This is a genomic window from Chitinophaga sp. 22620, from assembly GCF_052044405.1.
In the GTDB taxonomy this organism is placed as follows: domain Bacteria; phylum Bacteroidota; class Bacteroidia; order Chitinophagales; family Chitinophagaceae; genus Chitinophaga.
Genome location: NZ_JBQEMV010000003.1, coordinates 536176 through 560483, shown reverse-complemented (window position 1 = coordinate 560483; position 24308 = coordinate 536176). Strand labels below are relative to the sequence as shown.

Annotated in this window: 19 protein-coding genes; 3 read left to right on the top strand and 16 right to left on the bottom strand. The window is 53.0% G+C overall.

Translation table 11 applies throughout. The features are described from left to right. Positions 1–19 precede the first annotated feature (19 nt). Positions 20–937 carry a ketopantoate reductase family protein gene (locus tag ACTJIK_RS17735; RefSeq protein ID WP_440648512.1) on the bottom strand — a complete coding sequence of 306 codons (918 nt, stop codon included), beginning with the start codon at positions 935–937 and terminating at the stop codon, positions 20–22. A 246-nt stretch (positions 938–1183) separates the two neighbouring features. Between ACTJIK_RS17735 and ACTJIK_RS17730 the strand changes: the two genes are divergently transcribed. Beyond that, entirely contained in the window at positions 1184–1705 is a 522-nt protein-coding gene (locus ACTJIK_RS17730; protein WP_440648510.1) for a GNAT family N-acetyltransferase, read from the top strand. Positions 1706–1714: 9 nt separating this feature from the next. On the opposite strand, the gene ACTJIK_RS17725 is transcribed toward ACTJIK_RS17730, so the two are convergent. The 6 genes from ACTJIK_RS17725 to ACTJIK_RS17700 all read right to left on the bottom strand — a co-directional run bounded on the left by ACTJIK_RS17725 (position 1715) and on the right by ACTJIK_RS17700 (position 8323). Then, positions 1715–2284, bottom strand: coding sequence for a hypothetical protein (locus ACTJIK_RS17725; protein ID WP_440648508.1), 570 nt, complete (start codon positions 2282–2284; stop codon positions 1715–1717). Positions 2285–2321: 37 nt separating this feature from the next. Continuing rightward, positions 2322–4169: an outer membrane protein assembly factor BamB family protein gene (locus ACTJIK_RS17720; RefSeq protein WP_440648506.1), complete on the bottom strand. Its 1848-nt coding sequence runs from the start codon at positions 4167–4169 to the stop codon at positions 2322–2324. Positions 4170–4250: 81 nt separating this feature from the next. Further along, positions 4251–4571, bottom strand: a complete 321-nt coding sequence (locus ACTJIK_RS17715; protein ID WP_440648504.1) for a cupin domain-containing protein — start codon at positions 4569–4571, stop codon at positions 4251–4253. After that, the gene (locus ACTJIK_RS17710) at positions 4568–5818 is read right to left on the bottom strand and encodes a tetratricopeptide repeat protein (protein WP_440648502.1); all 1251 of its coding nucleotides are present in this window, start codon (positions 5816–5818) and stop codon (positions 4568–4570) included. Before ACTJIK_RS17710 ends, ACTJIK_RS17715 begins: the two co-directional genes overlap by 4 nt. A gap of 1 nt (position 5819) precedes the next feature. Beyond that, a complete protein-coding gene (locus ACTJIK_RS17705; protein ID WP_440648500.1) occupies positions 5820–7133 on the bottom strand; it encodes an AAA family ATPase in 1314 nt (437 codons plus the stop codon). Between the two features lie 41 nt (positions 7134–7174). Then, a complete protein-coding gene (locus ACTJIK_RS17700) occupies positions 7175–8323 on the bottom strand; it encodes a putative sensor domain DACNV-containing protein (protein WP_440648498.1) in 1149 nt (382 codons plus the stop codon). Positions 8324–8446: 123 nt separating this feature from the next. On the opposite strand from ACTJIK_RS17700, the gene ACTJIK_RS17695 reads away from it, so the two are divergent. Beyond that, a complete protein-coding gene (locus ACTJIK_RS17695; protein WP_440648496.1) occupies positions 8447–10354 on the top strand; it encodes a lectin-like domain-containing protein in 1908 nt (635 codons plus the stop codon). 17 nt (positions 10355–10371) lie between these two features. Here the strand turns inward: ACTJIK_RS17695 and ACTJIK_RS17690 are convergent, their stop codons facing one another. From ACTJIK_RS17690 to ACTJIK_RS17665, 6 genes are read right to left on the bottom strand one after another with little or no spacing between them, the layout of a single operon-like run. Beyond that, a complete protein-coding gene (locus ACTJIK_RS17690; protein WP_440648494.1) occupies positions 10372–11676 on the bottom strand; it encodes a hypothetical protein in 1305 nt (434 codons plus the stop codon). Next, a complete protein-coding gene (locus ACTJIK_RS17685; RefSeq protein ID WP_440648492.1) occupies positions 11669–13864 on the bottom strand; it encodes a peptidase domain-containing ABC transporter in 2196 nt (731 codons plus the stop codon). Before ACTJIK_RS17685 ends, ACTJIK_RS17690 begins: the two co-directional genes overlap by 8 nt. A 3-nt stretch (positions 13865–13867) precedes the next feature. Continuing rightward, the gene (locus ACTJIK_RS17680; RefSeq protein ID WP_440648490.1) at positions 13868–14311 is read right to left on the bottom strand and encodes a hypothetical protein; all 444 of its coding nucleotides are present in this window, start codon (positions 14309–14311) and stop codon (positions 13868–13870) included. A 27-nt stretch (positions 14312–14338) separates the two neighbouring features. Next, positions 14339–15214 carry a hypothetical protein gene (locus ACTJIK_RS17675; protein WP_440648488.1) on the bottom strand — a complete coding sequence of 292 codons (876 nt, stop codon included), beginning with the start codon at positions 15212–15214 and terminating at the stop codon, positions 14339–14341. Positions 15215–15225: 11 nt separating this feature from the next. Further along, entirely contained in the window at positions 15226–16428 is a 1203-nt protein-coding gene (locus tag ACTJIK_RS17670) for a LicD family protein (RefSeq protein WP_440648486.1), read from the bottom strand. Further along, positions 16415–17116: an IspD/TarI family cytidylyltransferase gene (locus ACTJIK_RS17665; protein ID WP_440648484.1), complete on the bottom strand. Its 702-nt coding sequence runs from the start codon at positions 17114–17116 to the stop codon at positions 16415–16417. The genes ACTJIK_RS17670 and ACTJIK_RS17665 overlap by 14 nt, the downstream gene beginning before the upstream one ends. Positions 17117–17320: 204 nt before the next feature. Here ACTJIK_RS17665 and gloA2 point away from each other — a divergent pair, with 204 nt between their 5' ends. Beyond that, positions 17321–17710 carry an SMU1112c/YaeR family gloxylase I-like metalloprotein gene (gene gloA2 / locus ACTJIK_RS17660; protein WP_440648482.1) on the top strand — a complete coding sequence of 130 codons (390 nt, stop codon included), beginning with the start codon at positions 17321–17323 and terminating at the stop codon, positions 17708–17710. A gap of 25 nt (positions 17711–17735) precedes the next feature. Here gloA2 and ACTJIK_RS17655 read toward each other — a convergent pair whose 3' ends face one another. From ACTJIK_RS17655 to ACTJIK_RS17645, 3 genes are all read right to left on the bottom strand, one after another. Continuing rightward, the gene (locus tag ACTJIK_RS17655) at positions 17736–19103 is read right to left on the bottom strand and encodes a Gfo/Idh/MocA family protein (protein WP_440648480.1); all 1368 of its coding nucleotides are present in this window, start codon (positions 19101–19103) and stop codon (positions 17736–17738) included. 99 nt (positions 19104–19202) lie between these two features. Then, positions 19203–21020: a RagB/SusD family nutrient uptake outer membrane protein gene (locus ACTJIK_RS17650; protein WP_440648478.1), complete on the bottom strand. Its 1818-nt coding sequence runs from the start codon at positions 21018–21020 to the stop codon at positions 19203–19205. 23 nt (positions 21021–21043) lie between these two features. Then, a complete protein-coding gene (locus ACTJIK_RS17645) occupies positions 21044–24202 on the bottom strand; it encodes a SusC/RagA family TonB-linked outer membrane protein (RefSeq protein WP_440648476.1) in 3159 nt (1052 codons plus the stop codon). Positions 24203–24308 lie beyond the last annotated feature (106 nt).

Here is a 24308-nt window from a genome sequence, read left to right as displayed (position 1 = left end):
TTAAGCATCCGGCTTTTCTTTACCTGTTTAGATCAGATTTCAATCTGGTCAGTTCGCCCAGCAGGGCCGTTTCCTGCACGGTATTTTCTTTGCCCAGCGTTTTCGCGATGCGTGCGATCTCGAAATTCAGCGTTTCGATCTCGGTTCTGCGTTTGTTCCGGATGTCCTGGAGGGTGGAGATCAGCTGGCCGTCGGATGATTTGCTGATGAGCAAAAGATTTTCTTTCACTTCGCCGGCATTCAGTGAAATGCCTTTTTCCTGCGCAATGGCAATGCATTCCGCGATCACTCTTTCCGCTATGGCAAGCGCGCCCGCATCACGGTGGAATATGCCGTTGTCGGTTTCCAGCAATGGGCAGACGGAGTTGAACACGCTGTTGATAATAGCTTTTCTCCAGATGATGGGCTGGATGTCGTTTTCCGCCCTGAAACGGAAACCGGGGCTGTCCAGCTGCTTCACCACGGCATCCGTTTTGGTGGTGCTATTGGTGATGGCGCCGATAGGAGAAACGGCCACGGGTTTAAAGCTGACCCTGTTATCCTCCGTCAGCTGACTGGTTACAAACAGCACGCAGCGGTAGATCTCGGGGAAACCATTGTCTGCAAACACCTGTTCGATGCCCAGCCCGTTTTGCAGGATCACGATGGGAGAGCTGCCGGTTTTGCCTTTCAGCCGGGCTGCCAGTTCTGCATTGCCATACGACTTGTTGGTAAGCACAATAATGCCGTCCAGCTCCGCGAAGTTGCTGATGGTGCTTACTTCCACGTCCGCTTCCTGTACGACGCCTTCGCGCAGCACCTGTGTCTTTTCCGTATGTGCAGGCTGCTGGTCCACACTGCCCCGCAGCAGGACGGCCTTTTTATGATCCCCGGCCAGGGCCACCGCCAGCGCTTTGCCGACGGCGCCGGCGCCAATGATGTAGATAGTATCTTTCATTTTATCCATTTGTCGTTTTGTTGCTTCCCGCACATGAGGCATGAAGCTCGGGATATCCCGGATTCGCTGTATTGTTTAATGATGATGTGACTGAAGTAGAGGAGGAATCAGCAGGAAGCCCGGCCGTGGTGCATGATCCGGGGCTTCTGTGCTCAAATATACGTATTTGCCATACATTTCTAAAAGCCTTTCTCCCGTACGATCCGATTTCGAAAATCCGCGATAAACGCGCATATTTGAGTACTTATGAAAATCACGATCACCCCTGAAGCGCCGGAAGACAAGTCTTCCGTGTATTCCCTGAACGCCGCGGCATTTGGCCAGGAGAATGAAAGCAAGCTGATAGACCTCCTGCGGAACAGTGAACATTTTATCCCTGAGCTGAGCCTGGTAGCGCGTTCGGAGAGCGGCTCGGTGGGGCATATCCTTTTTACAAAACTGGAGATCGCGGGGCCGGAAGGCGTAACGTACGGTACGCTTGCATTAGCGCCCATGGCGGTTTTGCCGTCGCTTCAACACCTGGGTATCGGTTCCCAGCTGCTGCGCGAAGGGTTGAAGCGTGCGGCGGAACAGGGTTATAGCTCGGTGATCGTGCTGGGCCACCCGGAATATTATCCCAGGTTCGGGTTTGTGCCTGCTTCGAAATGGGGCATCAGCACCAGTTATGATGTGCCGGATGAGGCCTTCATGGCCATAGAGCTAAAGCTCGGCGCGCTGGAAGGAAAGGCTGGCCTGGTAATTTATCCGAAAGAATTTAATGAAGTGTGACCCGGCCTGTTACTCCGGTTTGATCGCAAAGGAAGCGGCCCGCTCAAACTTCGCGCCCCGCTTGATGCCGGTGAGCTCGCCCAGCGCATTCAGCGAATCGATCCTGTAAGAATATTTGTATTGCACCCACACGCAGCTCCTGCGTACATACAATGAATCATCGTCCGAAAACGCGACGTTCCCCGCCTGGTAATAACGCGCATCAAACTGCATATCCGTCGGGAATTTGCGGCCCATAAAGACATGCACCATCCCGGGGTCGGCCGGCTTTGTCACCCTGAAACGGTCCAGCGAATCCGTCCATCGCAGGATGTAGCGGTAACGGCCTGTTGTATCGGCCAGCGAATAGGTCAGCAGTCTCATTTGTACCAGCGAATCCAGCAAAGGTTCCACTGCGCGGCTGCCGGTGGCAAGCAGCGAATCAGGAACACTGATGACGGTGTAGGGCAGGGGGCTGTCGTACCCGCGGATGGCGGCTTTGGCTTCTTCGCCGGGCAGCTCGTATTCTTTGCAGTCAGGGAGGTTACAGGCATTCAGGGTTGCGCCTATCAGCAGGGCGCAGCAAACGATTCTCATCATTCAGGGTATGGTTTGACCTCAAAAAGATACAACTATTTTATAACCCCTGCTCAATGCAAACGAGTTTGCCATCCATGGATGAAGCTAATACGAGCTTTTCACCAACGGGCTGAACGGTATTGACGAGGCAGTTGGAGAATTTATGTTTCCACACCAGCCGCCCGTCCGCAGCGCTGAGCGCGTATATCACGCCGGATTGCCCGGCTGCGTAAAGCACGTTCCCTCTTTCATTCACCGGGCTGGGGCAGATCTCGTAACCCATCTCCACCGGCGACTTCCACAGCAATTCCCTTTGCCCGCTCCGCGCGTTCAGTGCGATGATGTTGCCCTGCATGGTTTTGGCGTAGATCCGCTGGCTGTCCGCCGATATGCCCATAGACTCCCGCACGGAATTGAGCGAATCCCGGTAGCGCCATATTTCTTTGCCGTTCTCTGTATCCAGCACGGTCATGTATTTATCGGGAGATACCAGCCAGGCTTTTCCGTCGTATGCCACGGGCCACACGGCGGCGGGGGAGAACATGCGGTTGCTGGCGCCGTTGCTCCAGGTCCAGGCTTCGCGGCCGGTGGATGCGTCCAGCGCATAAAATTGATTTCCCCAGGAGCCAAAGAGCACTTTGCCCTGGTATACGAAAGGTTTGGTTTCCACGAAACCTTTCACGCCGCTGTAATCCCATTGCTGCCTGCCGGAGGGAATGTCCCAGGCGCGGCAATGCCCGTCCGACCCGGCCACGATGGCCAGAGGGCCGTGCAGCGCGGCAGAAGAAACGATGGCTTTGCCGGTTTGTTGTTTCCAGGCCAGCTTCCCGTTCTTCAGTTGCAGGCAATACACGAAGCCGTCTGTACAGGGCACCACCACGTACCGGTCGAAGACGAGCGGGGTGGCGTATATTTTCCCGCCTGCGGCAAATTTCCAGCGGGGCTTGCCCGTTTGCAGGTCTGCCGCTTTAATGTCGCCATTGGTATTGGTGTAGATCACCATGCCACCGGCCACGGCTACGGCGCTGCCGATGTCGCCGGCTTCCTGTATGGACCATTTTACTTTTACAGAAGGGAAGGAATCGTTCATGGCGTAGGAGGGGCGCGGCGGGTTTTGTACCCAGGCATGCCCTTCCAGTGCCACGGTATGCCAGGCGGGAAGCGTTTCCGTTCCGGGCCTGCGTTCGTTGAACGTGATGGCGCTGCCGGACACGCTGACGATATTATATCCGCCGGTGGCCGCTTTTGCGCGGAGGTTGGAGCGGCACATCACGCCGGGAATACCTTCCCAGCTGTAAGCTTTATTGGCATGGCCGTGGCCGCAGATCATCGCTTTTACATTATGACCGCGCAGGCGGTCCAGCACGTCGTACCAGTTGTTCAGCCCTTCATCCTGCGGGTAGTGGTTGATGTAGATCAGCGGCTGCTGTTTGTTCTTTTGTTTGCTGAGCTGTTCGTCCAGCCAAACGATGTTTTCCCTCGGCACCTGGCCCGGGCCCATGCGCATGTTGGGGCCGCAGTTGGTGCCGATGAAGCGGTAGCCTTTATGCTCAAAGCTGAAGGTTTCGTTGCCGAACACGGTGCGGAAGGAATTGCAGCCGCTCTCGGACCACTTGGTGTCGTGATTGCCGGGAATGATGTACCAGGGTTTGTTGAGCCGGCTGATGATGCTTTTGGCGAGCTGCAGTTCTTCATCGGAGCCGAACTCGGTCACGTCGCCGGAGAATATGACAAACTCCACCTGGGGTTGCTGGTTGATGTCACTGACGGTCCTTTCAAGGTCTTCCTGCGCGGTCTGAACGCCTATATGCGTGTCTGTTACCAATGCAAAACGGAACAGGGTATCCTGTGCATGGCTGTGCAGGGCGGGGAGAACGCCGATAAGGAAGAAGAGCAGCTTTTTCATTTGCCCAAGATACCGGTTAGATTCCGGAAATAAAATGCCGGGCGGGGTAACGGCTGCCGCGTTGCTGTTTGTCGCGGCGGATCATTTATAATCCTCCCTGACCGGGCTGAAAGTGTCAATTATCCGGCAATCCGTTACGGCATAAGCGCCATGCGGCGTGTTGGAGGGGATCAGCAGCACGTCGTGCGGCTGGAGGATATGTTTCACCCCGTCCAGCTCCATTTCGAGGGTGCCGGAAAGCAGGTACGTCATCTGCTCGTGCTCATGCTGGTGCACAGGCACGGAGGAACCGGCTTTGCCTTCCCAATAGCCGAGCGTATGCTTTTCGCCGTGCAGGAAGCGGCCTGTGAAGCCTGGCACCACCTCGCGGGCGGGCAGGTCCTGGAATGATTGCGGGTTCATCGGTTGTTTTGTTTGATAGACATATAATTCACCACCCATTGAAAAACGACGATGCCGATCACGTAGGCGCCGGCAAAGATGTTATAGGTCTGCTCCATAAACGCCATCGCGATGCCCAGCACGCCGGCTACGCCCAGCCCGATGGTGTAGATATTCACCATGCGCGGGTTGCGGGAGGGCAGCTGTCTTACGCTCAGCGGTATCATCATGGTGATGCCTACTACGGCCACCAGCATCCATGGATCCAGCCCGGTAAGCAGGTAGGAAACAATTCCTGTTACTCCGACTAATAAGCTGATAGCCACATGATTGGAAGCAGTTATTTCATTTTCATCAAGCAGGTGTTTGCCATATGGATTGAAGCGGAGGAACAGGTTGCTCAGCGGCGTGATGATCCAGGTGGAAAAGGCGAATACCACCAGTATGATGACCACGGGCATCACATAGGGCCTCAGCGTGGGGTTGTGATTGGCGAGATAGTTCAGGCCCCGGGTAGCTGCATACAAACCCAGTATCACGCCCCACTGGTATTTGGCGGTGAGGTTGCCCATGAAAAAAGCGAAGCGGAGGAAGATCCGGTACACCCAGTACCTCGCCTTCAGCGCTTCCATCATGCCGGCCTGCGCGAGTTGCAGGTTCGGGTCTATGCGGAGCGCTTCGCGGAAGTGTTGGAGGGCATCTTTGGGCGAGCCTTTTTCCAGCAGGCCCCAGCCGTAATTGGCGTGGGTGTATGCATTATCCGGGTCGTGGCGGAAGGCGCCCTCGATGCCGGCAAAGGATTCTTCCTTGCGGTTCAGCTTCAGCAACGCAGTGCTGCGGGCATTGAGCGCGTATATGTTCTCCGGGTCTATTTCAAGTGCTTGTTCAGACAGCTGCAGCGCCTGTTCAAAGCGTTTGCGGCTGTTCTGCATCATGGCGTAGAGCGCAAAATAATCGGCGTCGTAAGGTTCCAGTGCAATGGCATGCGAGAGGTCCTGCTCCGCGAGATTGTATTCTTCCTGCTGGAGGTAAATGCGGGCGCGCTGGTAGAACAGCCGGTCGTCTGCCGGGGCAATACCGATGGCATGGTTGGCCAGCTCCATGGCAGACCGGAAATCATCCAGCTGTATCTTCACTTCGCAGAACATGCTCAGGATGTCCGGGTTCTGCGGGTCCTGCGCGAGCAGGCCGCTGAGAATGGTTTGCGCTTCCCTGTATTTCTTCTGCTGCATCAAAAGGATCGCGCGTTGGAGCAACTGGTCGTGCATGCTATTTCTTGATTTTCAGGTAATGAAGGATATCGTCGTACAGGCCCGCGTCGTTGGCATACAATGCGAAGTTTTTGGCAATGGAGAACCATTCGCGGGTGCTCGCCTTGTGTTTTTTCGCGGCGTTCTGCAGGTCTTTGGTCTTAAGCGGTAAAGGCATGCCTTCCAGGAAGGAAGCTTCAAGTTTTTCTTCAATTGCCATGTCTATCACGGCGGCAATATCAGCTCCTGAGAATTCAGGAATGGATTTACTAATTCCCTCGTAATCAATATTTTCAGCGGGTTTATCTTTTAATTTGATTTTGAGCATTGCCGCCCGCGCTTCCTGGTCCGGCGGCGGCACGAATATCATCCGGTCGAAGCGGCCGGGCCTGCGGAACGCGGGGTCCAGGTGCCAGGGAATATTAGTGGCGCCCAGTATCAGGATGCCGGTGTTGTCGTTCTCCACGCCGTCCAGCTCCTGGAGGAACTGGTTGATGAGGTTCCGGCCGGCGGACTGCTTCATATCGGCCCGGCTCGCGCCGAGGGCGTCTATTTCGTCGAAGAAAAGCACGCAGGGGGTATGCTTGCGGGCATATTCAAAAATATGGTGCAGGTTCTTCTCGCTGTTGCCCAGCCACATGTCCAGGATATCGTTCAGTCCCACATTTATGAACCTGGCGTTCACCTGCCCGGCGGTGGCTTTGGCGATCATGGTCTTGCCGCAGCCGGGAGGGCCGTACAGCAAAATGCTGCCGCCGATCTTTTTACCGTAGGCCTTGTAAAGTTCGGGGTGGCGCAGCGGCTGGATGATCTTGATCTCGATCTCCTTTTTCACCTGCTCCATACCGCTAACATCTGAAAAATTGATGTCGGGCTTTTGCATAAACAGGGAAATTTCCTCTTCACCGGCTTCTTCGGAATACCCGGAGCCCTGCCCGCGCACTCGCAACTGGGCGTCCAGCTCTTCGTCGGTAAAGTTCGGGTATTGCTCCAGGATGCGCTGGTAGGTTTCGCGCGCGTTGTCCCAGGCGTTCTCTTTGAGGGACGAGCGGGTATACAGCACGAGCACGTCCAGGTTGTCCGGCTGCGATTTCAGCAGGTCTTCCAGGATCACGTTGCAGGTGGCATAGGCTTCTTTGCGGTAATAAACTTTGGCAAGACCGATCAGCGCTTTGTCGTTCTGCTCTATACCCAGTGCTTCCAGGTATTCTTTTTCCGCTTCCTCCAACCGGTTCAGGTTAAACAGGGTTTCCGCCAGGTGCAGCCTCAACGGGATATTTTCGGGAGAGAACTTGAGGGCTTCTCTCAGGCTGTCTATAGTACTTTGTGTCATAGCAACTACTAAGATATCAAATTAATTATGGATTGAGGGGGCTAGATCAGCAGCACGTCTATCCGGTGCGCCATTACGATCTGCGAGGGCCCGGACCAGGTGAACACGGTGAAATACCCGTCCTGCGAGGCCACCAGCGCCTGCGCATCCCGCTGGTCGTGCACGAACTGTGCCGCGGAAAGGTGCCGTGTGCCGCCGATGCGCGAAGGGTGCATGAGCAGCGGCGTGCCGCCAACGATGGGTTCGCTCATCAGCACTTCTTCTACGGAAGTGGAGCTGATGGCCCGGGTGATCTTCGCGCCGAAAGCCAGCAATTCCTGCTGGTCGTTGATCACGGTGGCGCCGTCTACCGCGGTGAGGCCGGTGATGTTATCCACTTCGCGGCGCAGGGCGTTCTGCCAGTAGATCTCGCTGGTCACGTTGCTGTCCAGCTTCAGCAGGTCCGCCACGCCGGAAAACGCCGGGTTTACCGGGTATTGCAGCGGGTGGATGACTGATTCCTTCCAGCGGTCGTTGCCCGCGGGCGTTACGAGCAGTATGCCGCCGCGTTTATGGGCGCGCATGCTCACGGCGATCTGTATGAGTACATTGGTAGGGTCGTTCCATAACGGAGAGGAACTGAGGCCGAGCAGCGACAGCAGCATGCCGGGGCAGTCTGCATTTACGCCGCAATGTTCATCCACTACTTTCACATTATCTCCCTGCAGCACGGCCACGTTGATGAACTTGCCCAGCCCGGCAACACGGCGGTGCTTCACTACCAGCAGGCCCGGCTCGCTTACGTCCAGCACAAAACAATAGTTGGGCAGGTTGATGGTGGTGCCCCAGATATATAATTCTTCCCCTTCCTGCCATACGCCCACATGCACGCCCGCACGTTCCACACCCGGCGCCAGCTTGGCCAGCACTTTCGGCGTGAGGGGAAGGCGCTGTTCGAACAACAAGGGTTTAACAGCCTGCGAAGGATGTAAATAGGCAAGCGAAATGCGGGTGGAAATGCCTTCTTCACGGCGCAGGCTGGCCCAGAATGCCACGTCGATCATTTTTTCTATCACCCCTTTGCAGGGCACGGTGGCCAGCTCGTCTTCACTATTGGCTTTGGCGGCAATTAGATGTTTCCGGAAATGTGCTTCTATCGTTCCCGCCACATTATTGGCGGCATTATATGTAGTGCCGGTCTTCAAGTCCATATACTTCTCATTTCGTTGCTAATTTAGACTTTTTCGAACGCAAGTACGGGGATTTTGTTATATCTTGTTCTTCAGCTGTGCCAGCTTTTCATGACGAGATCACTTATCCTATATATAATCTTATTGCACGCGTTTACAGGGGCTTACGCTCAATCTCAGCAGCCATATATCCTGAACGGCTCTGCTACACAGCGGAATTGTAATTGTTATGTGCTGACGCCCGATGAGCAGAACCTGAGCGGCACTATCTGGAATAAAAATCTCATAGACCTTACACAGTCATTCAACTACGTATTCGAGATCAATCTCGGTTGCAAGGACGGGCCGGGCGCGGACGGTATCGGCTTCATCCTGCAGACCAAAGGCACCAATCTCGGCTCTACCGGCCAGGGGCTTGGCTTTAAAGGCATTTCCCCTTCGCTGGGGGTATTGGTGGATACTTACCAGAACGCCGGGGAAAACGATCCCCCCTGGGATCACCTGTCCATACAAATGAACGGCGTAAGCGACCACCTGCTGCCCGGCGGCGACCTCGTAGCGCCCGTGATGCTGAGAGACGGGAACGAGAATATTGAAGACTGCGCCTGGCACCTTTTCCGCATTGAATGGAATGCCGTTACGCATACCATGAAAGTGAGCGTGGACAACCAGCTGAGGATCACCATGAATAAAGACCTCGTGGCGGATATCTTCGGCGGCAACCCGAAAGTTTACTGGGGGTTTGCCGGTTCCACCGGTGGCTCTTCCAACGTGCAGCAGTTTTGCGCCGCGCTGCATCCTTCCTTTGATTTCGACGGCGGGCAGATCTTCTGCGACGGCACGCCGGTCACCTTCAAAGACAATTCCAGCTCATTCGGCACCATCACCCGCTGGCGCTGGGATTTTGGCGACGGTACCGTGCTCACTACCTCTTCGCCGCAGCCGCACCTGTACGCGGAGGCCGGGAAATACGATGTGAAGCTGGTGATCGAAGACAACAGCGGCTGCATTTCAGATACGCTCAAAAATACCGTGACCATCGGCTCTTATCCTGAAGTAAAATTCGGACCGCAGCCCCTTTGCCTCGGCGACCCGCTGCAGATGGCAGATTCCACCAAAGTGAAAGTAGGCACTGCCGCCAAATGGACCTGGGATTTCGGCGGCGGCCAGCTGGCCCATACGCAAAATCCTGTGGCGCCATACACAGCGCCCGGCAATTATCCTGTGCATCTGAAAGTGGAAACCGCCGAAGGATGCGCCAGCGCGGCCACACAGGTAGTGTCCGTTTTCCCGACGCCGGTAGTGGGCGGTATGTTCAGGAATGCATGCATCGGGGAGCCTAACTTCTTCAACGGGACCAACCTCACACCCTGGATCGATATGGCGAAATGGTATTGGGTGATCGGGGAAGACACCCTGCGGCAGAGAGACGTGGCTTACCGTTTTCCCGCGGGCGGCAAATATTCCGCGAAGGTGCATGCCGTTTCGAAAGACGGATGCGTTGCCAAACCGGTGAGCGTACAGGCAAGTGTTACAGACATCAACCTGCGCGCGGGCCGCGATACGCTTATAGCCCGCGGCCAGCCGCTGCAGCTCAATGCCCTGGCAGACGGGGAGGGGCTTCATTACCAGTGGACGCCTTCCACCGGCCTCAACGATCCTTACAGCAACAACCCTGTGGCGGTATTGCAGAAAGACCAGCTGTATAATCTCATTGTTACTTCTCCTGAAGGCTGCCGCGAAGAAGACCAGCTTCTCGTGAAAGTATATGCCGGGCCGGAGTTCTATGTTCCTACCGGCTTTACGCCCAACCACGACGGGGTGAACGATAATTTCAAAGTGATCGCGCCGGGCGTGCCTAAACTGGATTTCCTCAGGGTCTGGGACCGCTGGGGCCGCCTCGTATTCGAAACTTCCGCGCTCTCCGCTGTGTGGGACGGTACGCTCAAAGGCGATCCCGCGCCGGCCGGCACTTATGTGTGGATGGTGCAGGGAATGGACTACAACGGCCGCCTCTTCAACCGAAAGGGTACCGTAACGCTTATTCGCTGACCTGGTTTCCGGGATAGCTACCGTTCTACCATATACCTGATATTGTCAAAAACTCTTTGGATCAGCCTTTTATCACTGGTGATTATTTCCGCTACTCCCTTCAGCTCATACCTGAACTCAAGATTTAACCCCCTGTTGGTCTGCAGTCCCAACGGAAGCGCCACGTCCACCAGGTATTGCTCTACATTTCCCTGCTGCGTTTGCTGCGTGGTGGTTATCAGCGAAATATCGCTGACGCTTCCTTTTATGGAGCCGTATTCGTTAAATGGATAATTGTCCAGCTTAATAATGACTTCCTGGTCCTTTTTTATTTTACCGGCGGCAAGATTCGGAACAGTGACCTGGCCGATAATCTGCGTGTTATTCGGTATGATGGAAAATGCGGGTTCTGCGTTGCTCAGGAAAGAATTGTCGTTCCAGAATTTAAGGTATTGTACCGTGCCGGCAATAGGCGCCCTGAATACATATGCCTCTTCAAACGTCTTCAATGCCGATGCCAGGTTTTGCAATGAAGAGTGTAACTCGATATGCAGTTCCTTTTCGATCTGGGTCTTTTTGATCAACAGTTCCTGGAGGGCGCTGGCGGTGGAGTGAATATTGATCTTATTCGTGGTAACGGAGCTTTTAGCCTGTTCCTTATCCAGGGAGGAAGATAGCAGGTTCAGTTTGTTCCTGTCATAGTCTGCCACGCTTAATACTTTTTGGCTGAACAGGACGGAGTCCATTTCCCTGAAACGGCTCATGATCTGCAGGTTACTGTCCATCAGCCTGGATTGGGCAACGCTGGAGTGCAGCAGGTTGCCCTGTTCCTCCTGCAGCTTTTGCAGGTTTTCCACCTGCTTGCCATACAGGTTGTCGCCGTAGTAGTTGATATATTGCTGGAGAGCGTTTACAAAGTAATAATATTTTTCGCTGAGCACTCCCAGGTTAGCACTGGCCGGAAGGCTTTGAAAAAGCTCCTGGTAGCCGGTGTTCAGGCGCTGATGCCGTTTGATCAGGGAATCGATCTTCTGGAAATCCGAAATGGAAGTGGAGGTTTCGATATATCCCATTATTTCGCCCTCCCCGGTAACGGCATGGTTCTTTTTCAGCAGCCGCAGTCTCCCGGACGTATTGCTGACCAGCTTAACGGCGGGGAAATTTGTATTTATTATAACGGTCCCGGTGTTGACGTCAGGATATTTAATGACCCAGCTTAAAATGAGGATAACAATTACGGTAGACGCAACAATTATTGTCAATCGTTTGCCAAACCTTGTGGGCATACGGCTCACAATATGATCGATCTCTTCGCTTCGCCTTATTTTTTCTATATTATCCATGTTGTTGTGCGAACATTTGTGTTTCAACCAGGGAGCAGTAGTGGCCTTTTCTTTCCATCAGCTGGTCGTGTTTTCCTGTTTCGACGATCCTTCCCTGCTTTAAGACGATGATCTGGTCCGCCTTCCGGATGGTGCTCAGGCGGTGTGCTATCACTACTACAGTTTTGTCATTAAACGTTTCGTCCAGGGCTTCAATGATCCTTTTTTCATTGATCGTGTCCAGGGAATTGGTTGCCTCATCGAAGAAAAGGTATTCCGGGTTCTTGTACAGCGCCCTGGCTATCAGTATCCGTTGCTTCTGGCCGCCGCTGATGCCGCGTCCCTGCTCGCCCAGCTTTGTCATATAACCTTTCGGCATGTTTTCGATCTCATCTGCTATGTTGGCAATGCCCACGGCCTTTTTTAAGCGGTCATAGTCCACCTTGTCTGAACTCAGCACGATATTATTTAAAATGGTATCATTAAAAATTTTACCGTCCTGCAGCACTACCCCGCATTTCTCCCGCCAGTCGAACAGTGAAATATTATTGATATTCATGTTGCCGATCTTGATCTCACCTGCAGTGGGGATGTATAATCTGAGTAATAATTTCAATAATGTTGATTTCCCGCTGCCGCTGTCGCCTACAATTGCCGTTACTTTTTTCTCCGGGATAAACAGGTTGATCTTGTTTAAGACCATTGCATGACGCGGGGCGTATTGGAAGGAGAGGTTCGATACAGTGATGTCCTTACATTCCGGCAGTTCCATGCTGTTCGTTTCCGCCGGGATCTCTTCATCTTCCAGCGCATGTATTTCGTTGATCCTTGCCAGGCTCAGCTTTGCGACCTGCGCTGATATGATGAACTGGATGAACTGTTGTACCGGCCCGTTTAACATGCCGATTATAATCTGGGTGGAGATCATAACGCCGAAGCTCATTTCGCCCTTTACCACCGCTTTGGCGCAGATGATCGTAATGATGAGGTTTTTCAGCCCTTCTATGAACTGGCCGCCAAGGTTCTGATAATTTGTGACGGACAGCAGCCTGACATTCACTTTGTACAGGCGGGCCTGGATATTCTCCCAGGCCCAGCGCTTGTCTTTCTCATAGTTATTCACTTTTATATCCTGGATCCCGGAAATTGTTTCCACCCAATAGCTCTGGTCTCTTGCCATCAGGTTAAAGTAATTGGTGTCCAGCTGCTTCCTGATCTGCATAAAGGCGATGATCCAGGCGAAATAGACGACGCTGCCGATCGCGAATGTCCAGAAAATTAAGGAGTTGTATACAGCAAGGATCACGGCAAAAACGAGGAACGTAACTGCTGAAAAGACCAGGTTCAGCGAATTGCCCATGATGAAATCCCGGATCCGCTGGTGGTCGTTGGCCCGCTGTAAAATATCCCCCATCATTTTGTTTTCGAAGAAGGAGAGGGGCAGCTTCATCAGCTTTACCAGGTAATCGGAAATGAGGGAGATGTTGATCCTGGAGGTTAAATGGAGCACGATCCAGTCTCTTACGGCGTTTCCGAGCGTCATAGACAGCAGTATCACAACATTCGCTACCAGCATGATGTTGATGAAGTTCATATCATAAGTATGAACGCCCGTGTCGATAATAGCCCTGGTAATGAACGGTATCAATGCCTGCAGCACGGTAATGAACAACATGACAAGCAACAGGTTCACGATGCTTTTCCTGTACGGCTTAAAGTAATTCAGGATGCCTGAGTAGCTTTTGCGTTTACTCCGTTTTTCACCGATATGAATGTCCTGGAAGTCTGCCTCCGGCTCTATGCCGATCACCACGCCTTTTTTTTCTTCCTGTTTCAGCCATCCCTTCCTGAATTCCTTGTGCGAATATTTTACAAGCCCTTTAGAGGGGTCAGATACGGCCACTTCCCTGGCATCGACGTCATAAACCACCACAAAGTGGTTTTCCCGCCAGTGAACGATGCAGGGAAGTGGCACGACCTCCAGCAGCTGTGTAAAGCTGCACCGGACGACCCTTGTTTTTAAACCGATCTTTTCTGCGCCATTTGTGATATTCAGCACGGAAATCCCTTCCCTTGTTGTGCCACAAAGGGTCCTTAAAAAATGCAGGTTGTAAATGCGCCCGTAATATTTTGCGATGATCTTGAGACAGGCGGGACCGCAGTCCATTTTATCCAGCTGGTACTCGACAGGAAACCTTTTAAATCCCATTGGCTATATATCATTACTGGTAGACATCGTAATGCTGCCATCGCTGCTTAGCCGGGCACTCACCCTGATATAGCTTTTTACCGCACGCCCTCCCTGGAGCATGGGTTTCCAGGCTTTCCCGGAATCCCTGAGCCCCTGCAGGATAAAATCTGAAAATGCGGATCTTGTTCCTTCGATCAGTTCAATATGCTGCAGGTCGTTCAACGGCTGCTGATCTACAAAAGCCTTGAATACCAGCACTGAATCGCCCGATGGCTGGTTTTTTTTCTCATCGTACTTTTTTTCAAGCGCATTTGCCAGCTCGTTGATGTCTCCCTTATACATGGCTGCCGGTTTATATGGTGTTATTGAATCCTTTTGACTAACCGAAGTATGATCCTTTACCTGGGCGTTGAGGCACGACGTCATGTAAAAGAAACCAAATGTGATAAGAAGTACTCTGAACATAAGTCAATTGTTTTTATGTTGGACCGGTTAATAATTACGTTTATAGTACTCTATTTCCATAGTGTATAAGCCGGGGGAGGGAGTGTGCCCGTTGATGAAGCCGTTCTCATCCACACCATGCTGAACAGAGCCATATTCGTTTTTCTGGTCATAGGTTCCATCGTCATTCACCTCTGCTGAATGCGCTATGAATCTTTCGCCCGTCTGGGTATCTGTCCACCAGATCACTGCCATATCCGCGTCCGATTTATTGGTTACCTCGTCAAATAATGTGCTGTTGGTGAGCAGGTTCTGAAAGGAGGAGCTTTCATCGCCGGGAAGATTCGAGTCGAAGAGCCACACATCGCCGCCGGCAAAAGCAAATCCCGTACAGTTGGAATTGAAATTGTCGGGGATAGATGTCATAGGCTGGCCGGTCTGGTTATTGATCACCTGCGTAACCTGGAAAGCTGTTACCGTTGTACCGTCCGGGGTTTTTATGGTAACCTCCTTAAATTGAAGCGTATAATTGGTGTACGCTACCTGGGTGGTTCTGCCGGTATCGGTGGTGATCAGCTTCCCATTGGCATCGCGCTGCCAGGGGCCTTCTTCAGTTGATGATTCCGGTGGCTGGTAATCATCCCCGCCGCCATCGTTATCCCACCAGTCCTCGTCCGTGGGGTCGTTGTCTGCATCGTCCCAGTCATAACCATCTTCAGGGTCATATCCCGGATCTTCTTCCTCCTCCTCCTCTTCTTCTTCATCATCGGGGATCTCTCCGACCACCACAACTTCCGGCAGCTCGATGTACTCTCCATCCGAAGTTCCGCCTTTTAATTTAAACATTTCATTTTCTGACAGGTCGTCCAGTAATGCCGAAGCATTGAAGAAAGCGACGCTTTTTGGGCCTTTTTTTCTTTTCATGGGTTTTAGAATTAATAGTGGTAATTAACAAATCTTCCAAAGTTGTCTGTGATTATCGGGATATTCATCTGTGTATTGATGTGCTGTTTATTCTGATGGGACCAGGAGAAGATCTTGATGGTTTTATCCCAGTCCTTGTACATGATGTCCAGGTACGCCCTGGAATTATTAGGGATGTAGAAATCCCCGGATTCAAACGTTATCAGCTTTAAAGGAAAAAATTCTTCCCTGCTAAACGAGTATCCGTCGTTGGTAACGACGGCTTTTTCTTCTTCCTCGTAAGTCCAGATATCAATGAAGGGGAACGAATACTCAAAGCCTTCGGTAAATTTTCCGCCATCCTGCCAGATCTTGTAATATGTTTTTCCTGTTTTTTTCCAGGTCCAGTTGGTGATATTATATATCCCATCGTTTTTTATGGCTTCGAGGAGCTTGCCGGCGTCATCCTGGCGGATCATCAGGTCGATGTCGTCGTCCCAGTCCATTATTTTGTTATGCCTCACAGCGCCCAGCAGGGTTCCGGCATGCAGCCCGATCTTTACACCGGCGGCCTTTGCTTTTGCCTGGATGTACGCCAGCATTTCCAATGCTTTTGTTTTATCGTCCTTATCCCACACGTTGTAATTTTCAAAGAAATGGACGATGGATGCGGACCTTGCCTGGTATGACCACGAAGCGGTTTCGTTAAAGGCAAACCAGCCGGTATCGCCGGCATATATTGTCAGGTTTTTATTCAGGGATTCCGTTAATATCTGCTCATCCAAAGGCTGCCGGATAGCTTTGAAGCTTAGCAGCTTATCCGCTCCCTTTTTATTGACGGCATAGAAATAATACCCCCAGAAAAAGCCAAAATGGCTGAGACAGATCGAATTTACCGGAGCATGGTTTTTTACTTTATCATAGGGGAATAAAATATCCCATTCATCACTGATGGTATTAATTTGCCTGGCAATCTGGCCGTGCGTGGCGGCAAGTGTTACGCCTTCCTCGAGTACAATGCAGAGATCAGCGTCCCGGTTCGTTTTAAAATCATTCCAGATGGCGTAATGCGCCTGGAACAATTCCACTTCCTTATCCGTCATTTCAATCCCGTATTTATCCCTGAACTCCATGTTTTCAACAGGGAGAGATTTGCTGACAGGGATCATTTCCGAATCCAGCACTGACACCGATATCTTATCCGAGACGTCTTTCAGCAACTTATAAACTATCATGGACCGGTGTTTTTTGAATGTTCTTCAGGATAGCTTCCGCTAAATATAGATCCTGGGGATAGGTGATCTTAATGTTTTCATAATTTCCTTCGGAGAGATGGACCGTCTTCCCGCTGCGTTCCACTACTGTGGCGTCGTCAAAAAAATCATCTTCATAGGCCTGCCCGAAGGCAGTGAGCAAAATGTCACGGGTAAAGACCTGCGGGTTCTGGATGACCTTCACATTTGTCCTGTTCAGCGCTTTGTTGTTCAAACCATCCACCAGCCTGAGTGTATTGACGGCATTGACGGCCGGCGCACAGGCGCCGTGTATCTTTGCCGTATTATAGGCATCTGTGATCGTCCTTTTGCTGACAAACGGCCTCACGATATCATGTATCCCGATCAATGAGTCCTGTTCAAACGGGAAAACATCCAGCACGTTCTTCACGGAATGAAACCTTTGCATTCCCCCGTATACGATGTGGTGAGGGATATCGACGTTGTATTCCGTTAATATATTTTCCCACAACAGCCTGTCTGTTTTGTTAAGCACCAGGATCCGTTCAATTTCGGGAACAAGATTGTAAAAGGTTAAAAATGTATGCAGGATGATCGGGACGCCGTCTATATGAGTGAACTGTTTAGGGGTGGTATTGCTGAAGCGGTTTCCTTTACCTGCTGCAAGTAAGATCACGTACTTCTTCATAGGGGGAATTTGGGTCTTTTAATGTTCTGAAAGAAGGGTTACACCCGCAATATATTTAAAAATTGATTCAGATCACAAAATTCCAGGTTAATTTCTGGCGATTGGCCAATGATAAATTCAATAGATTGAAAATGAACTACTTGGTGTAGTGGCGGCACGGGAAATAGCTGCCGGTAATTAACCTGTCCGCATTATTTTTGCGTTATGCTGCAACTCAATAAAGTACACCATATCGCTATTATCTGTTCGGATTACGAACGGTCCAAAACGTTTTATATGGAAGTGCTGGGTTTCACGGTGCAGGCGGAAATCTACCGCGCCGCCCGCGATTCCTGGAAGCTGGACCTTGCGCTGAATGGTAACTACCTCATCGAACTGTTCTCTTTTCCCGAGCCGCCGCCGCGCGTTTCATCGCCGGAAGCCCGCGGGTTGCGGCACCTGGCATTCGAAGTGGATAACGTGGAAAAGGCCGTGGCCGCTTTGCTGGAGAAAGGAGTGGTGCCTGAACCCGTGCGCATCGATGAGTTCACCGGGAAGAAATTCGCTTTCTTTACCGACCCGGACGGTTTGCCGCTGGAGCTGTATGAAAAATAACAATGACGGGTTCTCCGGATAATGCTTATTTGATCCCCGCCGCAGGATGCTCCCAGGGTTGGCGGTAGGGCCGTTGCAACAGGCCTGTGGCCTCGCGGTCGTTTACGATGATCCGTTGTTTCGGGTCATACACTACGGGCCTGCCGGTTTGCATGGAAATGTTGGCCAGTATGCAGCTCGCCGTTGAAATATGCCCCTCTTCAATATCCGCTACCGGTCTGCCTTTGCTGGCAATAGCCTCCAGGAAATTGATCATATGCAGGCGTGTGGCGGGCGCTGCGTTCAGCTCAATGCCTTTCTCAGTCACGTCTTCAGGATATTTTTCTTTTTCGTACACCACGTCTTTATGGACCGGTTCGCCTTTGCCCTGCGGGATGAAATCGTAGCTCATGGTGCTGGCTTTCAGCGTGCCTTTTTCGCCATACAGCGTGAACGCCCAGGGATACTTGGGATCGGCGGGCGTGCCCCAGGTGCGGTGCTGCCATACGCAGTTGAGGCCGTCGTATTCGAATATGGCGGTTTGTGTATCGGAGATGTTGGACTTGCCTTCTTTCTGCACGTAAATGCCGCCGGTGGAGCTGATGCGTTTGGGCCAGCCCAGCTGCAGCATCCAGCGCACGGTATCCAGCATATGGACGCACATATCGCCGATGATGCCGTTGCCGTATTCGTTGAATGTGCGCCACCAGCGGGTATGCGGCATACCGTCGAAGGGGCGGAGGGGCGCGGGGCCGGTCCACATCTCGTAATCGAAGTAATCGGGAACGGCTTGCAGCGGCGGGTTGCCGTTGGCGCGCATGTGATAGTAGCAGCACATTTCCACGTGAGAAATTTTGCCTAACAGTCCCGCATCTACGATGTTCTTTTTCGCTTCTATCAGGTGCGGGGTGCTTTTTCGCTGGGTGCCTACCTGCACTACCTTGCCGTACTTCCTGGCGGCGGCCACCATGGCTTCGCCTTCCAGCACGTCCACGCTGATGGGCTTTTGCACATATACGTTCGCGCCGGCTTTCAGCGCGTCTATGCACTGAAGGGCATGCCAGTGGTCAGGCGTGCCGATCAGCACGATATCCAGCTCATTTTCGGCCAGCAGCTTGCGGTAATCCCTGTAAAGCTTAGGCACGGCGCCGCTCTTCTGCCTTTGCGCCACCATGGCGCCCGCTTCGGTGAGCAGCTGGTTGTCCGCATCGCAGAGGGCCACCACGTTCACAGGCGCTACCTGTATGAGGCGGAACAGGTCGCTCTTGCCGTACCAGCCGGTGCCGATGAGGCCCACGCGCAATGGTTTGGGAGGATGCAGCACGTCCAGCGCGCTGGCGCCGAGAGCGGATAATACCAGCGATGCGGTGGCGCCTTTCAAAAAGTGGCGGCGGTTAATGGAGAACTGTGTCATGACCGTGGAATGTGTTCTTGGTTTTCAGATCAAATAAAAATACAAAAAAAAGGCCGTCCCACAAGAGACGGCCTGGTTTTCATTGTGCTAACGTGTATGCTAATCAACAATCTCGTCCGAAGCGGGAATATTTTTCTCAAACCCGACGTACCCCTTGTTCTGGTTGATCACCCCGTTCGGGTTGGCTTGCAGGGACTGTGACGGCACGGGCCAGAACACATGGTACGGGCTGATGGTGTATTTATCGCCGTGATTGGTCACTACGCCATCGCGGTAGAAGGTATTTTTCTCAATGATCCTGTCGTAGAAGAAATTGTTCTCGGTGAAGTTATCCATCTGGTAGCTCTTGCCGTTATAAGCAGGCTTGCCGGTCCTGGCAAAGATCAGCGCAATGCGTGTAAGCTCTGTTTTACGGGGCTCTTCATAGAACAGCTCGCGGGCCCTTTCGTCCAGGATGGTGCTGATGTTCACTTCCGCGGCAGTAATGGGCGCGGCCAGCGCGCGGGTCCTCACTTCATTGATATCGTTCGCTGCCAGGCCGGGCTGGTCTTTCCAGTAATAAGCCTCCGCGCGCAGCAGGTATGTTTCGGCTAGGCGGAATATGTACCAGTCGGTATGCCCGCCCTGCATGGGAGAGTTCTCCGTATCGGGGATGAAGACCTTGTAATGCGGCCACCCGAACCAGCTGCGGATGGTATCGGTACAAAGCAGGCCACCGCTGCTGTTGCGCAGTTGGAGATTCTTCAGGTACCAGGGGTCGTTGGAGTTTTTGAGCCCCATATCGTTGTACACGAGGTCTTCCATGTTCATCCAGTTGCCTTTTTTATGGCGCAGGTCGTTCGTGTCCGACCAGATGTCGTACAGGCTGTAGGGCGTGGGCCTGCACCGGCCGATGCCCCTGCCGTAGAAATTGCTTTGCACGTATGCCGGGTTGGTGTTGTCGTTGGTGCCTTTTTTGCCGGAAGGCGTGCTTAAGTTGGTACCCCAGAAAGGAACGGCCTGGCGCATGATGCGCATGCCGCCGTCGAAGCCGCCGTCCCCGAAGCGGTCTATGATCATAAACAGGCCTTCTTTATTTTCACCGAGCGATTTGTTTTCGGGGCGGTGGAGGTCCCAGATCACATTCTTTTTGGTGGAACCGAAAGGCTGGCGCATGAGGGCATACTGTCCGCCGTTGATCAGCGCGGTGGCGGATGCAATGGCGTCGTCGAACCTGCCCAGCGCGAGGTTCACTTTGGTGAGCAGGTGCAGGATGGCGCCTTTGGTTACCTCGCCGCGGTTCACGTTGTCGCCCACCCAGTCCTTGGCCGAATCCAGGTCTTTTTTAATGTATTCCAGGATCACGTCGCGTTTGGTGGAAAAGAAATCTGTTTTCGGCGCGGTATGTTCCTTCATCACGGCCGGCACATCGCCAAACTGCATGCAGAGGCGGTAGTAGCGCATGGCGCGGTGGAAATAGGCGGAGCCGAGTATGGCATTCCTTTCGGCGTCGCTGGCATACTTGGCGTTGTCTATCCTGGAGATCACGGTATTGGCGTATTTGATGCCTTTATATCCTTCGCTCCAGTAATGAAAGATCCTAGCACGGTCTGCGTTGTTCAGGTTGGCAAGGTCCGGCGTGATGAGCAGGTTAAGGTCCTGTGCGGGGCCGGATTTATCCGTGGTGCCTTCTACCGTTATCTCGGAGAAAATCATCTCGGTGAGAATAGGCGGGTTGTCCCCGTAATATTCTATCCTGGCATTGCGTGCGCAGGCCACCAGCGCGGCGCGCATGGCTCCCGCGTCCACGTAGGTGAGGTCGGGTTCGTAAAAGGATAATGGTTCGGGCTTCAGCCAGTCCTTGTTGCAGCTGCTGGAAACCATTACCGCGGCGCTTATGATGGCGAAGAAAGTGATATGTTTTGATCGGAATAGCATAACTCGGTTTTTTGTGGAATCAATTAAAGCGTAACGTTCAGGCCGAATGACCAGTTGCGGGCAGGCGGGTTGTTGTTGCCGTACACATATTCGGCATCCCAGAAGTTCCAATGCGGCTGGTAAATTCCGGCATTGCTCACGTTGGCGAACAGCTTGAAGCTTTCGATGCCGTATTTGTTGATCAGTTTCGGAGGAATGGTGTACGCCAGCGCAACCGTGCTCAGGCGGATGAACGAGGCTTTGCGGTACACGTCGAAGCTGAGGCTGCCGTTGTTGGAGAACAGCCTGGCCGCATCGTTGATGGGATTCTCAGGCGTCCAGTACGGCATGATATAGGAGTTCTGGCGGTCTATGAACCCGCTGTTGTTCTTCGCCATATTATACGTAGCCTGCTGACCCCAGTTGGAATAGAACATAAAGGAAAGGTCGAAATTCCTGTAAGAGAAGTCGTTCCGGAAGGTCCACTGGAAGCGGGGGGAACGGTAGCCGAGGAACTGGCGGTCGTCGTCGGTGAATTTGCCGTCGCCGTTCTTGTCCTCAAGCTTGAAGTCGCCGGGTTTCACACCATATTTGGCGGCTTCGGCGGCTTCGTTCTGCTGCCATACGCCGAGGATGCGCATGTCCCATATCGCATCCAGGTCGTGGCCGATAAACCAGCGGTTGGCGCGGTCGTCCAGCTCGCGGCGGTCTATCACTTTGCCGCTGGCGTCTTTGATGTCCACCGGGCCGTAGAGGCTCAGTATTTTATTCCTGTTCAGCGAGAAGTTGAGATTGCTTCTCCACTTGAAATTTTTCTGGTCAATGTTCACGCTGGTCAGGCTAAGCTCAAAGCCTTTGTTCTGCACTTCGCCGAGATTGTCCATTACGTTGAAGTAGCCGGTAACGTCGGAGATGGTTTTCAGCACCAGCAGGTCCTTTGTACGTTTGTCATACACGTCCACGGAACCGGTGAGCCTGTTCTTGAGCACACCGAAGTCGAGCCCGAGGTTGTAGGAAGTGCTTTTTTCCCATTTGAGGTCGGGGTTGGCCATGCGGTTGCCATACAGCTGCGATACGAGCACCAGCTGGCCGCTGGGCGTGATGTACTGGTATTTGCCGGTCTGCAGGTCGCCCAACGCCTGGTAGCGGCCTATTTCACGGTTGCCGTTCACGCCCCAGGATACACGCAGTTTACCGAAGTCGAGCCAGGGAAGGTTCACAAAGCTTTCTTTCGAAAACACCCAGCCGAAGCCCAGCGCAGGAAAGCTCGCGCGCGGGTTGGAGGAGCCGAAGGCGGAATAGCCGTCTCTGCGGATGGAAGCGGTGAGCAGGTATTTCTGCTGGAAGCCATAGTTGAGGCGGGCCATCATCGCATCGCCGGTAGACACGGAGTCGAAGCTGGAGATCACGGGTTTGATGCCCGCGGCGATGTTGTGCCAGGTGAGGTTGTCGTTCGGCGCAAAACCTTCGTTTTCCATCTGGTTGCGCCAGTTCTGGTATTTTTCGGCATTGAACAGCAGCGTCACGTCGAAATCGTGATCGCCGTATGATTTCACCCAGCTCAGGATGTTGTCCAGCTGCCAGTTGTAGATATTTTCCTGCCTCCTTACGGCATAGCCTCCGCGGGCGGTGTAACGGAAGTCTTTCGCCAGGTTGGCATTGAAGTAACGGGCAAATTCGAAGTTGGGCGTGAAGTTCACCTGGTAGGAGAAACCGTAGCCCAGGTTGCCTTTCAGGTAAAGAGAACCGAACAGGGTGTTGAATTTCTGCAGGCGGTCCTGGTATACGTTGTCCAGGAAAGGATTGGTGTTGTTGCCCACGTCGTCGTTCGGGCTGTCGCGCAGGGTCACGCCATCGTCCTTGTATTTTTCACCCCAGGGCGAAGCGTTCACCATCTGCCCCCAGTTCACCGGTACCTGGCTTTCGTCACGGTCGGCAAACTGCATGTTCACGCCCACGGTAGCCCAGTCTGCCGCTCTTGCTTCGATGTTGATACGGGTGCGGAAAGTAGAGAATTTATCGCCTACGATAAAGCCTTCGTTGTTGGTATAACCTGCGGAAATGTAATAGGTCACCCTGTCGCCGCGGCCGCCCACGCTGATGGTATGGTCGTTGCGCAGGCCGTCCTGGAACATCTGGTTGTACCAGTTGGTCTGTTTGCCGGCTTTATAGTTGCGCACTTCCACGGGCAGTATCTTCAGGCGGTTCAGCCAGATGTCCAGCGGGTCGCCCTGCGAGTTGTCGTACGCTTTCCATTGATCGATGGTGATGTCGGAGGGCAGCGTGCGCGGATCGTCGAAGCGGTATGGCTGCGCGCCGGCGTTCACGCTTTTCATCACGTCGGTCCTCCACTTTACGAAGCCCGGCCCGTCGTACAAGGGCTGGTCCATGGCAAGGGTGGAAAGACCGATGTTGGAATTCAGCGTCACGGTAGGTTTGGCTTTGGAGCCGCGTTTGGTGGTGATGAGCACTACGCCCTTGGCGGATTTGGCGCCGTAAACGGCGGCCGCGCTGGCGTCTTTCAGCACGTCTATAGTCTGTATGTCGTTAGGGTTGATGTCGCTGAGCGCGCCCGGGTAGATCACGCCATCCAGCACGATCAGCGGGGAATAGCCCGCGCTCACGGACGAACGGCCGCGCACCACCAGGTCGCCGCCGCCTTTGGCGGAGTTGGAGGAGGTAACGTTGAGGCCGGGAATGTTGCCGCGGAGCGCATCCTGCACGCTGGAGGGATTTTCATTCTCCAGCTGCGTTACTTTCACCTGGGCCACGGCGCCGGTCACATCAGCTTTTTTACGGGTGCCGTAACCTACCACCACCAGCTGGTCCAGCTCGGTGGCATTGTCTTTCAGGATGATATTCCATGAAGCGGTGGATGCTACGGGCGCTTTGAGGGTCTGGTAACCGATGAAGGAAAATACCAGCACGCCGTTGTCCGGCACGTCTTTCAGTTCAAAATTCCCGTTCTCATCCGAGGAAGTTCCTTTTGAAGTGCCTTCTATTACCACGGTTACGCCCGGTAAAGCGCGGCCCGTCTGGTCTTTGACGGTTCCTTTCACCGTTTTGACGAACCTGGTGTGGAGAAGGCGGCTGGCATCGTTATACCTGGCAAAGGCGGGATTACCGGCCAGAATCAGCATAAAGGTAAGCGCACAACAGCCCGAGGATAGCAATACAAGCTTGCTCCTGATACTAATTGTCATTTTGGATCAGTTTGTGGATTTAGAAAATGGAAACGATATGTGAGTGTGTGGAATCTGGAATAATGAATAGAACGCGGATCGAAAGCGAGTTTTAACGTGAAATAAT

Excerpts from the sequence above, each read along its gene's own strand:
- ACTJIK_RS17715 (WP_440648504.1), bottom strand. The coding sequence starts at position 4,571 with ATGAACCCGCAATCATTCCAGGACCTGCCCGCCCGCGAGGTGGTGCCA.
- gloA2 (WP_440648482.1), top strand. The coding sequence starts at position 17,321 with ATGCTGCAACTCAATAAAGTACACCATATCGCTATTATCTGTTCGGAT.
- ACTJIK_RS17655 (WP_440648480.1), bottom strand. The coding sequence starts at position 19,103 with ATGACACAGTTCTCCATTAACCGCCGCCACTTTTTGAAAGGCGCCACC.
- ACTJIK_RS17670 (WP_440648486.1), bottom strand. The coding sequence starts at position 16,428 with ATGATAGTTTATAAGTTGCTGAAAGACGTCTCGGATAAGATATCGGTG.
- ACTJIK_RS17645 (WP_440648476.1), bottom strand. The coding sequence starts at position 24,202 with ATGACAATTAGTATCAGGAGCAAGCTTGTATTGCTATCCTCGGGCTGT.
- ACTJIK_RS17700 (WP_440648498.1), bottom strand. The coding sequence starts at position 8,323 with ATGGACTTGAAGACCGGCACTACATATAATGCCGCCAATAATGTGGCG.
- ACTJIK_RS17685 (WP_440648492.1), bottom strand. The coding sequence starts at position 13,864 with ATGGGATTTAAAAGGTTTCCTGTCGAGTACCAGCTGGATAAAATGGAC.
- ACTJIK_RS17675 (WP_440648488.1), bottom strand. The coding sequence starts at position 15,214 with ATGAAAAGAAAAAAAGGCCCAAAAAGCGTCGCTTTCTTCAATGCTTCG.
- ACTJIK_RS17725 (WP_440648508.1), bottom strand. The coding sequence starts at position 2,284 with ATGATGAGAATCGTTTGCTGCGCCCTGCTGATAGGCGCAACCCTGAAT.
- ACTJIK_RS17680 (WP_440648490.1), bottom strand. The coding sequence starts at position 14,311 with ATGTTCAGAGTACTTCTTATCACATTTGGTTTCTTTTACATGACGTCG.
- ACTJIK_RS17720 (WP_440648506.1), bottom strand. The coding sequence starts at position 4,169 with ATGAAAAAGCTGCTCTTCTTCCTTATCGGCGTTCTCCCCGCCCTGCAC.
- ACTJIK_RS17710 (WP_440648502.1), bottom strand. The coding sequence starts at position 5,818 with ATGCACGACCAGTTGCTCCAACGCGCGATCCTTTTGATGCAGCAGAAG.
- ACTJIK_RS17690 (WP_440648494.1), bottom strand. The coding sequence starts at position 11,676 with ATGGATAATATAGAAAAAATAAGGCGAAGCGAAGAGATCGATCATATT.
- ACTJIK_RS17650 (WP_440648478.1), bottom strand. The coding sequence starts at position 21,020 with ATGCTATTCCGATCAAAACATATCACTTTCTTCGCCATCATAAGCGCC.
- ACTJIK_RS17730 (WP_440648510.1), top strand. The coding sequence starts at position 1,184 with ATGAAAATCACGATCACCCCTGAAGCGCCGGAAGACAAGTCTTCCGTG.
- ACTJIK_RS17705 (WP_440648500.1), bottom strand. The coding sequence starts at position 7,133 with ATGACACAAAGTACTATAGACAGCCTGAGAGAAGCCCTCAAGTTCTCT.
- ACTJIK_RS17665 (WP_440648484.1), bottom strand. The coding sequence starts at position 17,116 with ATGAAGAAGTACGTGATCTTACTTGCAGCAGGTAAAGGAAACCGCTTC.
- ACTJIK_RS17735 (WP_440648512.1), bottom strand. The coding sequence starts at position 937 with ATGAAAGATACTATCTACATCATTGGCGCCGGCGCCGTCGGCAAAGCG.